Below are 13992 nucleotides of genomic sequence, written 5' to 3'. Positions count from 1 at the left end.
CGGCCCTGGAGAGTTTTCTGAGTCTACGTGAGGGGCCACCGGACATCACCAGTGCGAATTGATCACACGTCCATTGTATGGGACGTGTAGTCTCACAAGGTGGCCAACCAGGAGAACGAACTCCTTGGCCGGCTGGACCGGTTCTGCGATGCCGTACCGCGTGCTGCCGCCCGCCCCGAAGAGCTGGGTGACTATGTACTTTTCGTGCGGAATGGGGAGGCGGGTTGGCCGTTCTACGCCCGCCCCCGGGTAGGCGTGACCGCGCCGCCGGCCGCCGCCGACATCACCACCGTACGCGCCCGGCAGCGCGAACTGGGCCTTCCCGAGTCCTTCGAATGGATCCACGAGATCAACCCCGACCTGCTGGCGGTGGCCCGATCGGCCGGGCTCGGCGTGCGGCAGGCACCGCTGATGGTGCTCGACCCGACCGCTCTGCCCCCGGTTGGCCGGTTCGCCGACCGGCCGGTACGGCTGCTCGACCCGGACTCACCCGACTTCGCGGCAGATCTCACCACCTGGTTCACCATCGCCCAGGCCGCGTTCGCCCCGTCCGACGGCACCGGTACCGGACTGCCGGCCGTCGGCGCGGACACCCCCGAGATTGTTACAGTGACATTTCCCACTGTCGACAGTGGCAGTCCCGGCGGCGGCGCGGGCGGCGCGGCCGGGCCGCCCGCGCCGGCCCCCGGCGGGCTCGCCACCACCGCCCCGGCAGCCCCACCGGACAGCATCGAACCGCTGGCCACGACAGGCCCGACGGCCTCACCTGTCGCGGCGGCGACCGACGACCCGGCCCTGCCGGACACCCTGGTCGACCGCGAACGGTCGGCGATCGCCGCCGGCAGCCACACCATCGCCCTGGCCGGGCTGCCCTCGGCCGGGCTGCCCTCGGCCGGGCAGCTGGCCGCCGTCGGATCGCTCAACCGGGTCGACGACGTCGCCGAGATCGTCGGTGTCGGCACCGTGGCACCGGCCCGCCGCCAGGGTCTGGCGTCTGCGATCACCGCCGCGCTGGCCCGGCACGCGCTCGCCGCCGGCGTCGACCTGATCTTCCTGGCCGCCGGCGACGACGACGTGGCGATGCTCTACCACCGACTCGGCTTCCGCCGAGTGGGTACCTCCTGCATCGCCGAGCCCACCGCCCATCTTGTCGGCTGACCGGCCCAATCGCCGCAGGCGACCGGCCCAATCGCCGCAGGCGACCGGCCCAATCGCCGCAGGCGACCGGCCCACTTGCCACAGGCGATACGGTCAGGACGGCGGCGGCTGCCACTTCGCTGCGGTGGCGGCCACACTGCCCATCAGCCGAGGGCTGATCGTGCCGAGCGTCGCGTCCCGGGCCCGCAGCGCCAGCCGTCCCCGCGCCGACAGCACCGCCGCCATCCGCCGGGTCTGGCGCACCATCGCCACCGCCCGCGGCCGGCGCAACCGGCTGTACGAATCGACCGCTGCGGCCAGCGCCGGCCCTGGCACGGTGTTCCGGACCAGGGCGCACAGCGTCGCCGCGTCCTCGAACGCCAGGCACGCGCCCTGCCCGAGATGATGCGGCATCGCGTGCGCCGCGTCACCGAGCAGCACCACTCCGCCCGGCCCGACCGGGAACCCGTACGCCGGAGGCAGCGGCCGCAGCTCGCGGACCTCCTGCTGCACCAGGTCGGCCGGCTCGGTAGCGGCGAGCAGCTCGCCCACCGGGGCCGGCCAGCCGGCGAACCAGCGGCGCAGCAGGGTCAGCTGGGTCGCCGGCGGCTCCGGGCGAGAGGCCCCGGCGGCGGTCGCCACCCAGTAGATGCCGCCCCGGCTGGAGCCGCCGGCCGAACCCCGTTCACCCAACGAGGCCGAGACGAACCGATAGCCGGCGCCGAGTATCTCGCCGCCGACCTGGCCGGCAGCCAGCTGCGGCGCCCGGTACCAGGGGATCACCGCCCGCCAGGCCGAACTCCCTGAGCTGACCACCGAACTGCCCGGGGCCAACGCCGGACGCAGCGCGCTGTGCACGCCGTCCGCCGCCACCACCAGGTCGGCCTCGACGACGCCCCGGCCGATGGTCACTGCCGGCCGGTCCACCGCCGGTCGCAGGCCCTTCACGGTCACCCCGGTGCGGATCTCGGCCTGCTCGCCGAGACCTGCGATCAACGCGTCGTGCAGATCCTCCCGGTGCACCACCACCGGGGCCCGGTCCTCCGGCTGCGGCCGGGGCTGCACCAGCCACTGCCCGTCGGGGCGGCGTACCCCGGTGTACGACACCGGGGTGGCGATCGCCTCCAGCCCGGCGCCGAGGCCCAACGCCCGCAATGCGCGGACACCGTTGGCCCAGAGCACCAGGGCGGTGCCGTCGGACCGGACCCGGTCCTCACGTTCCAGCAGGGTGACCCGCCAACCGGTGCGGGCCAGGGCACCGGCGACCGCCAGACCGCCGATGCCCGCCCCCACCACGACCGCAGTACGCATCCCGCCCCCTCTCCCCCGGTCGATCGGCACCCGCCGACCGGCGGTCAGCTTCCGGTCTTACCGGTGCCGGTGCCGGCTCCGGTCTCGGCGTCGGCTCCGGTCTCGGTGCCGGTCTCGGTGCCGGTCTCGGTGCCGGTCTTGGCGTCGGCGTCGCTCTCGGCGACACCGTCGTCGGCACCGTCCGCGCCGGGGTCGGTGGTGCTGCCGGTATCCGTTCCGGCGGTGGTCTCGGCCGGCAGCTCACCGGTGCTCTCGTACCGCCGGAACTGTTCCTCGGTAACCACTCGGTAGCCGGCGGCCAACTCGGCGGTGGGTTTCCTGCCCGAGACGTCGATCTGGGACACCCCACCGGTTGCCCCGGACTCGGCCGCCCCGCTTTCGGTCGGCTCGGCGGTGCCCGACCCGGCGTCGGTCGAACCGCCGGCGGCCGGGGTCGACGCGCCTACAGGTGGCAACGGCCGACCCTCGGCGTCCAGCGGGACAAGGAACTGTTGCGGGCCGCGTACCCGGACGAGATAAACCAGCGCGGCCAGGAAGACCACCGCCGAGGTCCACACGTTCAGCCGGACACCGAGGATCTCGTTGGCCTCGTCGGTCCGCATCATCTCGATCCAGAACCGGCCGGCGGTGTAGCCCGCCACGTACACCGCGAAGGCCCGACCGGCACCGAGCTTCCAACGGCGGTCGGCGAGCAACACCAGCGCGGCGACACCGACGTTCCAGATCGCCTCGTACAGGAACGTCGGATGGTAGAGCCCCGGCTCCAGCACCGGGTTGCCCTCCGGGTCGCGCAGCGCCTGACCCGGGTTGCTGCGGTCCATCTGGTGCACCTGCAGGCCCCACGGCAACGTGGTCGGGCCGCCGTACAACTCGTTGTTGAACCAGTTGCCGAACCGGCCGACGGCCTGGGCGAGCGGCAGGCCGGGGGCGAGTGCGTCGGCGACCACGCTGAGCGGGATGCCCAGCTGGCGGCCGGCCAGCCAGGCGCCGACCGCGCCACCGGCGACGGCGCCCCAGATACCGAGACCGCCCTGCCAGATGTAGAAGGCTTCGATCGGGATGCCGTTGGCGCCGAAGTACGCCTGCGGTGAGGAGACGACGTGGTAGAGCCGGGCACCGAGAATGCCGAACGGCACCGCCCAGATGGCGATGTCCAGCACCGCCCACGGGCGGACCCCGCGCTGGCGGAGCCGGTACTCGGTGACCGCGCTGGCCACCACGATGCCGAGGACGATGCAGAGCGCGTACGCCCGGATGGGAACTGGACCAAGTTGCCAGACTGCGGTGGCCGGGCTGGGGATCGCGGCGAGTGTCACGGGTGCACACGCTACCGTCGCGACCCGCCAACCCGGGACCCCCAGCCGGCCAGCGTCAGGCGTGTCGCCGGCTTACCAGGTCACGGTGCCCTGCTTTGCCGGGTCGCCCAACCCGCTTCACCGGGTCACGGCGCGTACGCCGGCGGCGAGTTCACCGCTGAGCGAACGCAGCGCGGCCAGCCCGGCGGGCAGATCGGCTGCGTCCAGCAGGCACCGGATCAACGCGCTGCCGACGATCACCCCGTCGGCGAACGAACCCACCTCGGCGGCCTGGGCGCCGTTGCCCACCCCGAGGCCGACGCCGACCGGCAGGTCGGTGACCTGGCGCAGCCGGCCGACCAGGGTCGGTGCCGCGCCGGAGGACTGCTCGCGGGCCCCGGTGACACCCATCAACGCGGTGGCGTAGACGAAGCCCCGGCAGTGCCGCACGGTCATCGCCAGCCGGGCGTCGGTCGACGACGGCGAGACGAGGAAGGTCCGGTCCAGGCCGTACGCGTCCGAGGCGGCCAGCCACTCGTCCGCCTCATCCGGGATCAGGTCCGGGGTGATCAGCCCGGTACCCCCGGCCGCCGCCAGGTCACGGGCGAAGGCGTTCACGCCGTACCGCTCGATCGGGTTCCAGTAGGTCATGGTGACCACCGGCGCGCCGGTCGCGGCGACCGCCTCGATGATCCGCAGTGCGTCAGCGGTGCGGACCCCGCCGGCCAGGGCGATGTCGCTGGCCCGCTGAATCACCGGGCCGTCCATCACCGGGTCGGAGTAGGGCAGCTCGACCTCGATGACGTCGACCCCCGCGTCGACCATCGCCCGCATCGCGACGATGCTGTCGTCGACGTTGGGAAAGCCGGCCGGCATGCAGCCGACCAGCACGGCGCGGCCCTCGGCCCGGGCCTTGTCGAACGCCACCGAGATGCTCATCGGTCCTGCCCGTCGAGTCGGTCCTGTCCGTCGAGAATGCCGAAGTACGCGCCGGCGGTGTGCACGTCCTTGTCGCCGCGGCCGGAGAGGTTGACCACAATGGTCGGCTCACGGCCCAGCTCGGCGGTGAGCTCCGGGATGACCCGCAGCGTGCCGGCGAGAGCGTGTGCGCTCTCGATCGCCGGGATGATCCCCTCGGTGCGGCAGAGCAGCTGGAACGCCGACATCGCCTCGGCGTCGGTGACCGGTCGGTAGCGGGCCCGGCCGGCGTCGTGCAGCCAGGCGTGCTCCGGCCCGACCGCCGGGTAGTCCAACCCGGCCGAGATCGAGTGCGAGTCCAGGGTCTGCCCGTCGGCGTCCTGCAGCAGGTAGGTACGCGCGCCGTGCAGCACACCGGCGGCACCGCCGGTGATGCTGGCCGCGTGCCGGCCGGTGCCCACCCCGTCGCCGCCGGCCTCGAAGCCGTACAGCCGGACCTGGTCGTCGCCGACGAAGGCGTGGAAGATGCCGATGGCGTTGGAGCCGCCGCCGACGCAGGCGGTGACCGCGTCCGGTAGCGCGCCGAGGCTGTCCAGGCACTGCTGGCGGGCCTCGTCACCGATACCGCGCACGAAGTCGCGGACCATCGCCGGGAACGGGTGCGGCCCGGCGGCGGTGCCGATCAGATAGTGGGTGTGGTCGACGCTGGCCACCCAGTCGCGCAGCGCCTCGTTGAGCGCGTCCTTGAGGGTGCGCGACCCGGTGGTCACCGGCACCACGGTGGCACCGAGCATCCGCATCCGGGCCACGTTGAGCGCCTGCCGTTCGGTGTCCACCTCGCCCATGTAGACCACGCATTCGAGGTCCAGCAGGGCGGCGGCGGTGGCACTGGCCACACCGTGCTGACCGGCGCCGGTCTCGGCGATGATCCGGGGCTTGCCCATCCGCCGGGTCAGCAACGCCTGGCCGAGCACGTTGCGCACCTTGTGCGCGCCGGTGTGGTTGAGGTCCTCGCGCTTGAGCAGCACCGTCGCGCCGACCTGCGCGGACAGCCGCTCGGCCCGGTAGAGCAGCGACGGGGTGCCGGCGTAGTCGCGCAGCAGCCGGTCGAAGTCGGCCCGGAAGCCGTCGTCGGCCATCGCCTGCCGGTACGCGACGTCCAGCTCGTCGAGGGCGGCGATCAGCGCTTCGGGCACGAACCGCCCGCCGTAGCGGCCGAAGTGGCCGGTGTAGTCGGGCAGCGCGGCGGGTTGCGCACCGGTGCCGGGCGCATCGACGCCGGCGGCGTTCGGGGCGCTCATCGGACCGGCCTCGGCGTCGCCGGGTGATTGCCGGCGTTGACCAGCTCGGCGACCGCGTCCCGGGGGCTCTTCTGGGTCACCAGGCCCTCGCCGACCAGGACCGCGTCGGCGCCGGCCGACGCGTACCGGATGAGGTCGTGCGGTCCGCGCACCCCCGACTCGGCGATCTTGACGACACTGTTCGGCAGCCCTGGCGCGATCCGCTCGAACACCGACCGGTCCACCTCCAGGGTGCGCAGGTCTCGGGCGTTGACCCCGATGATCTGGGCACCGGCTTCGAGGGCTCGGTCGGCCTCCTCCTCGGTGTGCACCTCGACCAGCGCGGTCATGCCCAGCGACTCGATCCGCTCCAGCAGACCGACCAGCACGTTCTGCTCCAGCGCGACCACCATCAACAGGACCAGGTCGGCGCCGTAGGCGCGGGCCTCGTGGACCTGGTAGCTGGAGACGATGAAGTCCTTGCGCAGTACCGGCACGTCGACGGCGGCCCGTACGGCGGTGAGGTCGTCCAGTGAGCCGCCGAACCAGCGCTGCTCGGTCAGCACGCTGATGCAGCGGGCACCACCGGCGGCGTACTCCGAGGCCAGAACGGCCGGGTCCGGGATGTCGGCCAGCGCGCCCTTGGACGGCGAGGCCCGCTTGACCTCGGCGATCACCCCGACCCCGGGCTTGCGCAGCGCTGCGCAGGCGTCGATCGGCGGTGGCGCGGCGGCGGCGAGCTCACGGATCCGGCTCAGCGGGACCAGCCCTTCGCGGCGGTCAACCTCGGCTCGGACGCCGGCGATGATCTCGTCGAGCACTCCGAGCGCCGGCGCCGACGGTCCGGCGTTGTCCTCCTGGTCAGCAGTCACCAACGGACTCCCCTCTCCGGGTGTCATGCGCCCGATGCTAGGTGGCGGCGCAGGTGAGCTGGAGTCGGGGGTATGGCGCGCCTCACCATCTGGGCTGGGGCATAATGCCGATCTTTTGTGAGAAGAGCATCACCCACCGTGCCAACGGCTGCCAGCGGGCCGGGCCACCCGGGCACCACCGGACTCCATCGACGCTGATCGTATCGCGTCGGCGGTGCCGGCTCCGCTGTGGTGCAGATCAACACCGGCGGTACGGGTGCCGCCCGGTCCGTTGGGTGATAGTTGACCTGCGGGTCACCGCCGTGAAACAGCCTCCGGTCAGCATGGGGTTCGGGCAGACTGGTCGGCGGTAGCCGCCGGCCGCGCAACCACCTGGGGGACGCCATGAGCAGCACACCACGGGACGCCAACGTCGACCTGATCGCCATCCCCCGGGCCGTGGTCTCGCTGGCCGCCGAGGTCGTGCACACCATGGAACGCGCCGTGATCGGCGATCACCGGGTACGTACCGCCAAGGGCAATGCCTGGGAGGCGATCTGCGCCGACCGGGCCCGCGCCCACCAGCGGGACGAGATCCGCCGGCTGGTGGCCACGCTCACCGCCGCCCGGTCCGTCGAGGTATCCGACGCCGCTGATGAGCCAACCGCCACCGCTGAAGCCGCCACCGCTGAAGCCGCCACCGCCACCGCCACCGCAGCCGTCACCGGTCGGCGCCCGGGTCGTCGTCGGTCGGGTCCTCGCCCCGGTCCAGAGCGTTCCACGCGTCCAGCGTCGACCGCCTAGACCGGCCGCCCAGACCAGCCGCCCGGCCGTCGGCACCCGGACCGGACCCGTCGGCACCGGACCGGCCGCCACCGGGCCGGCTCCGCTCGTACCGGGCGCCCATCGCCGGCCATTGCCGGGAGCGCAGCGCGGTGACCGACCCACCGGCGGCGAGCAGCACCGCACCGACCACAGTCGCCGCCGGCCACTGCGGAGCCGACACGGTGCTGTCCGTCGTCGGACCGGCCGGACCTGCGCCAGTGAGCAGCACCGTCAGCCCACCGGCCGCCATCGCCACGCCGAGGACCGCGAGCAGCGCGCCGACCAACCGCCGGGCCAGCCCTCGGGTGGCCAGCACCGCGCCGGTGCCGGCCAGTCCGACCAGAGCGACCGCCGGCAGCCACGGCAGCACGTCGGCACCGGTGCGGGCCACCTCGACGGCCGGCAGCGGCACTGGGCGCCCGGTCACCTCGACCGCCCAGTCCCGCCCGGCCGCGTACAGCACCAGGCCGGCCCCGGCCAGACAGGTGACGGCGGCGCCGGCCAACGCCCGCCACGGCGCGGCCGACAGACCGGGGCCGGTCACCGGGCCGGACGCAGCGTCTCGGCGGCGGCGATCGCCACCAGCACCGCCGCCGCCTTGCTCTGCGTCTCCCGTTCCTCGGCGGCCGGATCCGAGTCCGCCACGATCCCCGCACCGGCCTGCACGTAGGCGCGGCCGCCACGGATCAGTGCGGTCCGGATCGCGATCGCCATGTCCAGGTCGCCGCCGAACCCGAAGTAGCCGACGGTGCCGCCGTACAGGCCCCGACGGGTCGGCTCCAGCTCCTCGATGATCTCCATCGCCCGGACCTTCGGCGCGCCGGACAGGGTGCCGGCCGGAAAGGTGGCCGCCAGCGCGTCGAACGCGGTCCGGTCCTCGCGCAACTCGCCCACCACCGTCGACACGATGTGCATCACGTGGCTGTACCGCTCGACGGTGGCGAACTCCGGCACCTCGACGGTGCCCGGCCGGCAGACCCGACCGAGGTCGTTGCGGCCCAGGTCGACCAGCATCACGTGCTCAGCGCGCTCCTTCGGATCGTTGAGCAGCTCGGTGGCGAGGGCGGCATCGGCCTGCGGGGTGGCACCCCGCCGCCGGGTGCCGGCGATCGGGTGCAGCATCGCCCGCCGGGTGCCGCCAGCGGTGACGGTGACCTTGAGGTGCGCCTCCGGTGACGAGCCCACCACGTCGAAGTCGTCGAACCGCAGCAGGTACATGTACGGGCTGGGGTTGGTCGCCCGCAGCACCCGGTAGACGTCCACCGGGTCGGCGGTGGTGTCCCGCTCGAACCGCTGGGCCAGCACGATCTGGAAGCACTCGCCGGCCTGGATCGCCTCCTTGGCCTCCTCCACCGCCTTGGGGTACGCGCCTGCGGCGGTGCGGCTACGGGCCGCCGGCCCGGGCGCACCGGGCGCGTCCATCATCGACACCATCGGTGGGTTGGGCCGGGACAGGGCGGTGGTCATCGCGTCGAGCCGACCGATCGCGTGGTGGTAGGCGGCTGCCGCGGTGACCGGGTCGGCCGCCGCCGGCAGGACCGCGTTGGCGACCAGGATCGCCGTACCGTCGAAGTGGTCGAGCACCACCAGGTCGGTGGCGAGCAGCAACCCGAACTCGGGCAGCGCGAGATCATCCTCGGTGTGCTCGGGGATCCGCTCCAACCGGCGGACGAAGTCGTAGCTGAGGTAGCCGACCAGGCCGCCGGTCAGCGGCGGCAGGCCGCCGACGGGGTCGGTGTCCGGGGGCGGCCCGGTCAACGCGGCGACGGTCGCCCGGAGCACCTCGACCGGGTCACCTTCGGTGGGCACCCCGTCGGGCGGGTCGCCGAGCCAGTGCGCACCGCCACCGGACTCGGTCAGCGTCGCCGCGCTGCGTACTCCGATGAACGAGTAGCGCGACCACGCGGTGCCGGCCGACCCGGCGCCCTGTTCGGCGGACTCCAGCAGGAAGGTGCCGGGTCCGCCGGCGAGCTTGCGGTACACCCCGACCGGGGTCTCGCCGTCGGCCAGCAGCCGCCGGGTCACCGGCACCACCCGACGCTGCCGGGCCAGGGTCTGGAAGGTCGGTTCGTCCGGACTGACCGTACCGGTGATCATCAATTCTCCTGGAGGTCGGCGATGGTGCCGGTCACCGGCAGCTCGTCGAAAAAACAGTTGTCGGCCCCGGTGTGGCAGGCGGCACCGACCTGCTCGACCGTGACCAGCACCGCGTCGCCGTCGCAGTCCAGCCGCACCGACCGCACATACTGGTGGTGCCCGGAGGTGGCACCCTTGACCCAGTATTCCTGCCGGCTGCGCGACCAGTAGGTGGCCCGCCCGGTGGTGAGAGTGCGGTGCAGCGCCTCGTCGTCCATCCACGCCATCATCAGCACCTCGCCGGTGCCGTGCCGCTGCACGACGGCGGCGATCAGCCCATCGGCGGAGCGGCGCAGCCGGGCCGCGACGGCCGGATCGAGCGCGGAGCGCCGTGGCGGGTCGCCGGGCGTGGGTCGCCGGGCGGTGGTCGGTGGGCCGGCTTCCGGTTCATCTGGTACGGACACAGTGCCCGATTGTTCCGTACGCCCGGACCGCCGTGGCGCGGCGTCCGGCATGCGGTGTCGTGAGCCCGACAGCGGTCGGCCGGAATCGACGGTTCGGGGGCTGTGCCGGTGCGGCATCAGGAGTACCTTGGCGGTGCGCCGCCACGGTCCAGGTCTGCGGGCACGCCCACTGCTCGGCGGACCGAATCCCGGTGCCCGCCGATCGCACCTTTCCGCTCAGGTTCCACGCCTGAGCCGGCGATGTGTGTCCGCCGGGCCTGTCGGCCGTGGCCGACGCAGCGAGTCGGCGCACCACCCAGCACCACGCCCGTGCGGACGGCTCCGGTCACCCCGGGACCGGGTCGCCCCGCCGAAGCGGACGGAGGATCAGCAATGCAGCCCACCCCCACCCCTGCGCACACCGGGCCGGTGAAGCCGGACGAGACCGGCACAGGTCCGGGTCCCGTGCACGGCACTCCCGTACCGACGCCCCGACCCGCCCTCGACGACAATCCGATCAACGAGGCGACGACGGAGATCCCGATGATCGTGCCGAAGCCGGCCCACCGCAACGGCCCAAGCCCGTTGCCGCCGATCGCCACACAACTGCTCGGCGGCGACGGCGAGGTGACCGGCGAACCGGCCGGTGACTCCGCTGACGACGACCGGGACGCGCCGGCTGCCGCAACGACGCCGGCCCAGGGTGTCCCCCCGACACCGGCAGCCGGCCAGGCGGACGACGGCCAGGCGGACGGGCAACGGGCGGACGGGCAACGGGCGGACGGGCAACGGGCGGAGACCGACGCCGAACCGGCCGGGGAGGATTCCGGGCCGGTCGAGCAGGACCCCGCAGCCGACGACCAGGACGGGAACGGCGATGGGGATCCGACAGCCGGCCCGGCCGGCGGGACCGACGAGCCGGCCGACACCGATGTTCCAGCGAACCAGACGGTCGAGCCGGATGGGACGGACGAGCCGGATGGGACGGACGAGGCGGACCGGCCGACCGCCGCGGCGGACCCGGATGACGACGAGCGGTCGGGACCGACAGCCGAGACGGACGACGACCCGGCCGAGGACGAGGAGACCGTCACCGCGCACGGCGACGCCGGTGACCTGTTCTACGCCGCCGCCGACGACGACCAGTTCGACGACGATGAGGACGACGAGGACTTCGGCGAAGATCCGGAGGACGACGAGGACGACGAGGACGACGAGGAGCGGGCTGCCATGCTGACCACAATGGAGGAGACGACCGGGCCGGCGGCCGGACACGACGACCAGCCGGCAGTAGCCCGGCCGGCGAGACCGGGCGACGTAACGCTGCCACCGATCACCATCTGGACCGAGGACGCCGCCGACGAACTGCGCGACGAGTGGCACGAGATCAAGGCCCGGTTCGTCGACGAACCGGAGGTCGCCCTGGCGCAGGCTCAGTCACTGGTCGGGCACACCGTCCGTACGCTGGCCGAGCGGCTGCTGGCCGAGCAGGTCGAACTTGACCCGCACCGGCACAGCGAGACGCCGGACACCGAGTCGATGCGGATGGCGTTGCGGCAGTACCGGGAGTTCCTGGACCGGCTGCTGGCGATCTGACCGCTGCGGGCGGGGCGGCCCGTTCCGTCCCGCCCGCCCGGGTCGACCTGCCGAGATAATTCATCTATCGTTGAGTTCTACAACTGATGAGTTGTCCGGAGGCAGCCATGGACCCTGTCGTCGAGGTCACCGACCTCGTGGTCGACCGCGGCCGGCGCCGCGTGCTGCACGGCATCTCGTGCACCGTGGGCAGCGGCAGCGTCACCGGTCTGCTCGGCCCGAGCGGCAGCGGTAAGAGCACCTTGATGCGGGCGGTCGTCGGCGTGCAGACCGTCCGGTCCGGACAGGTCCGGGTGTTCGGCCAGCCGGCCGGGGCGCCACAGCTGCGGCGTACCGTCGGGTATCTGACCCAGGCGCCCAGCGTCTACGCGGACCTCACCGTCCGGGAGAACGCCCGGTACTTCGCCGCGCTGTACGGCCTGCCGGCGGCCGACGCCGACCGGGCCGTGGCGGACGTCGGCCTGGCGGCCGCCGCCGGGCAGCTGGTCGCCGACCTGTCCGGCGGACAGCGCAGCCGCGCCTCGCTGGCCTGCGCACTGGTCGGCCGCCCCGAACTGGTCGTGCTCGACGAGCCGACCGTCGGCCAGGACCCGGTGCTGCGGGCCGAGCTGTGGGCCCGGTTCCACGCTCTCGCCGCCGCCGGCACCACCCTGCTGGTCTCCAGCCACGTGATGGACGAGGCCGGCCGGTGCGACCGGCTGCTGCTGATCCGCGACGGGCGGCTGATCGCCGACGACACACCTGCGGCGGTGCGCGCCGCCGCCGGCACCGACGACCTGGACGAAGCGTTCCTGCGGCTGATCCGCGACCGTCAGCCAACCGACCCGAGCCGAGGAGCCGACCGGTGAACCCGAGGATCCTGGCCGCCACCGTCGGCCGCGTGCTGCGCCAGCTGCGCCACGACCGGCGTACCGTCGCGCTGCTGGTCGTCGTACCGGCGCTGCTGCTGACCCTGCTTCACTACATGTACGGCGACCAGCCGGCAACCGGCGGGCAGCCGATGCTGTTCGACCGGGTCGCCCTGGTCATGCTCGGCGTCTTCCCATTCGTGATCATGTTTCTGGTGACCAGCATCGCGATGCTGCGCGAACGCACCAGCGGCACCCTGGAACGACTGCTCACCACCCCGCTGGGCAAGCTGGACCTACTGTTCGGCTACGGCCTCGCGTTCGGGCTCGCGGCGGCGGTGCAGGCCACCGTGGCCAGTGCTGTGGCGTACTGGCTGTTCGACCTGTCCACCGCCGGCAGCCCGGCGCTGGTGATCGCGATAGCGGTGCTCAACGCCCTGCTCGGCGTGGCGCTCGGCCTACTATGCAGCGCCTTCGCCCGCACCGAGTTCCAGGCCGTACAGTTCATGCCGGTGGTGGTGATCCCACAGCTGCTGCTCTGCGGCCTGTTCGTCGCCCGCGACGAGATGGCCGGCTGGCTGGAGGCGGTCAGCAACGTCCTGCCGCTGTCCTACGCCGTGTCGGCGTTGACCGAGGTCGGGGCGCATCCGGAGCCGACCGCGACGCTCTGGCGTGACCTGACCGTGGTCGCCGGGGCGGTGGTGGCCGCGCTGGTGCTCGCCGCCGCGACGCTGCGCCGCCGCAGCGGCTGAACCAGACGCGACAGGAAGCGGTACTGATGGCACGACGCACCGGCCGGCGACCGGGCAACCCGGACACCCGCGAGGCGATCCTGGCCGCCGCCCGGCAGGTCTTCGGCGAACGTGGCTTCGACCAGGCGTCGGTGCGCGCCATCGCGGCGGCGGCCGGCGTGGACCCGGCGCTGGTGCACCACTACTTCGGCACCAAGGACAACCTGTTCCTGGCCGCGATGGACGCGCCGGTGGATCCGGGCGAGCTGCTGCCGCAGGCGCTGGCGGGCGGGCCCGAGCAGGTCGGCGAACGGCTGGTCCGACTGGTGCTGGGGGTCTGGGACTCGCCGGCCGGAGTGGCTGCCCTGGCGCTGCTGCGGTCGGCGTTGACCAACGACTGGACCGCCCGGCTGATGCGCGAGTTCGTCACCACCCAGATCATCCGACGGGTGCTCGGTCAACTCGACCTGGACCAGGCGGAGCTGCCGGTCCGGTCCGCCCTGGTGGCCTCGCAGATGGCCGGCCTGCTGGTGGTTCGGTATATCCTGCGGTTGGCACCGCTGTCCACCATGGCGGCCGACGAGGTCGCCGCAGCGGTCGGTCCGACGATCCAGCGCTACCTGACGGGGCCGCTGACGACAGCGGCCGGGGCGGCCGAGACGACGTCGGGCTGAGCCCGCG

General features: G+C 73.1%; 13 protein-coding genes and 1 pseudogene. 6 read left to right on the top strand and 8 right to left on the bottom strand.

Annotated elements, in window-relative coordinates:
- Positions 1-99: 99 nt before the first annotated feature.
- Positions 100-1158: a GNAT family N-acetyltransferase gene (locus tag ACFHW1_RS14685; RefSeq protein WP_416615605.1), complete on the top strand. Its 1059-nt coding sequence runs from the start codon at positions 100-102 to the stop codon at positions 1156-1158.
- A 93-nt stretch (positions 1159-1251) separates the two neighbouring features.
- On the opposite strand, the gene ACFHW1_RS14680 is transcribed toward ACFHW1_RS14685, so the two are convergent.
- From ACFHW1_RS14680 to trpC, 5 genes are all read right to left on the bottom strand, one after another.
- On the bottom strand, positions 1252-2448 hold the full coding sequence (locus tag ACFHW1_RS14680; RefSeq protein WP_416551780.1) for an FAD-dependent oxidoreductase: 1197 nt from the start codon (positions 2446-2448) through the stop codon (positions 1252-1254).
- A 44-nt stretch (positions 2449-2492) separates the two neighbouring features.
- Positions 2493-3764, bottom strand: a complete 1272-nt coding sequence (gene lgt, locus ACFHW1_RS14675) for a prolipoprotein diacylglyceryl transferase (RefSeq protein WP_416615603.1) — start codon at positions 3762-3764, stop codon at positions 2493-2495.
- A 117-nt stretch (positions 3765-3881) separates the two neighbouring features.
- On the bottom strand, positions 3882-4682 hold the full coding sequence (gene trpA / locus ACFHW1_RS14670) for a tryptophan synthase subunit alpha (RefSeq protein WP_416589572.1): 801 nt from the start codon (positions 4680-4682) through the stop codon (positions 3882-3884).
- The gene (trpB, locus tag ACFHW1_RS14665; protein WP_416551777.1) at positions 4679-5962 is read right to left on the bottom strand and encodes a tryptophan synthase subunit beta; all 1284 of its coding nucleotides are present in this window, start codon (positions 5960-5962) and stop codon (positions 4679-4681) included. Before trpB ends, trpA begins: the two co-directional genes overlap by 4 nt.
- Positions 5959-6762: an indole-3-glycerol phosphate synthase TrpC gene (gene trpC, locus ACFHW1_RS14660; protein ID WP_416551824.1), complete on the bottom strand. Its 804-nt coding sequence runs from the start codon at positions 6760-6762 to the stop codon at positions 5959-5961. Before trpC ends, trpB begins: the two co-directional genes overlap by 4 nt.
- Positions 6763-7197: 435 nt before the next feature.
- Between trpC and ACFHW1_RS14655 the strand changes: the two are divergent.
- A pseudogene (locus tag ACFHW1_RS14655) lies at positions 7198-7440 on the top strand (hypothetical protein); the annotation flags it as partial.
- A gap of 73 nt (positions 7441-7513) precedes the next feature.
- Here ACFHW1_RS14655 and ACFHW1_RS14650 read toward each other — a convergent pair.
- The 3 genes from ACFHW1_RS14650 to hisI are packed head-to-tail and all read right to left on the bottom strand — an operon-like array spanning position 7514 to position 10157.
- Positions 7514-8161, bottom strand: coding sequence for a Trp biosynthesis-associated membrane protein (locus ACFHW1_RS14650; protein ID WP_416551776.1), 648 nt, complete (start codon positions 8159-8161; stop codon positions 7514-7516).
- A complete protein-coding gene (locus ACFHW1_RS14645; protein WP_416551775.1) occupies positions 8158-9714 on the bottom strand; it encodes an anthranilate synthase component I in 1557 nt (518 codons plus the stop codon). The genes ACFHW1_RS14650 and ACFHW1_RS14645 overlap by 4 nt, the downstream gene beginning before the upstream one ends.
- The gene (hisI, locus tag ACFHW1_RS14640) at positions 9714-10157 is read right to left on the bottom strand and encodes a phosphoribosyl-AMP cyclohydrolase (RefSeq protein ID WP_416551774.1); all 444 of its coding nucleotides are present in this window, start codon (positions 10155-10157) and stop codon (positions 9714-9716) included. Before hisI ends, ACFHW1_RS14645 begins: the two co-directional genes overlap by 1 nt.
- 372 nt (positions 10158-10529) lie before the next feature.
- Here hisI and ACFHW1_RS14635 point away from each other — a divergent pair, with 372 nt between their 5' ends.
- The 4 genes from ACFHW1_RS14635 to ACFHW1_RS14620 all read left to right on the top strand — a co-directional run bounded on the left by ACFHW1_RS14635 (position 10530) and on the right by ACFHW1_RS14620 (position 13985).
- The gene (locus tag ACFHW1_RS14635) at positions 10530-11732 is read left to right on the top strand and encodes a hypothetical protein (RefSeq protein WP_416615601.1); all 1203 of its coding nucleotides are present in this window, start codon (positions 10530-10532) and stop codon (positions 11730-11732) included.
- Positions 11733-11839: 107 nt separating this feature from the next.
- Positions 11840-12580, top strand: coding sequence for an ABC transporter ATP-binding protein (locus ACFHW1_RS14630; protein WP_416551772.1), 741 nt, complete (start codon positions 11840-11842; stop codon positions 12578-12580).
- A complete protein-coding gene (locus tag ACFHW1_RS14625) occupies positions 12577-13332 on the top strand; it encodes an ABC transporter permease (protein ID WP_416551771.1) in 756 nt (251 codons plus the stop codon). Before ACFHW1_RS14630 ends, ACFHW1_RS14625 begins: the two co-directional genes overlap by 4 nt.
- A 26-nt stretch (positions 13333-13358) precedes the next feature.
- Positions 13359-13985: a TetR family transcriptional regulator gene (locus tag ACFHW1_RS14620; protein ID WP_416551770.1), complete on the top strand. Its 627-nt coding sequence runs from the start codon at positions 13359-13361 to the stop codon at positions 13983-13985.
- Positions 13986-13992: the final 7 nt, after the last annotated feature.

Origin of the sequence: Micromonospora sp. LOL_014 (assembly GCF_048060245.1) — a bacterium.
GTDB lineage: Bacteria > Actinomycetota > Actinomycetes > Mycobacteriales > Micromonosporaceae > Micromonospora_E.
This window is presented reverse-complemented; position numbering and strand designations above follow the sequence as displayed.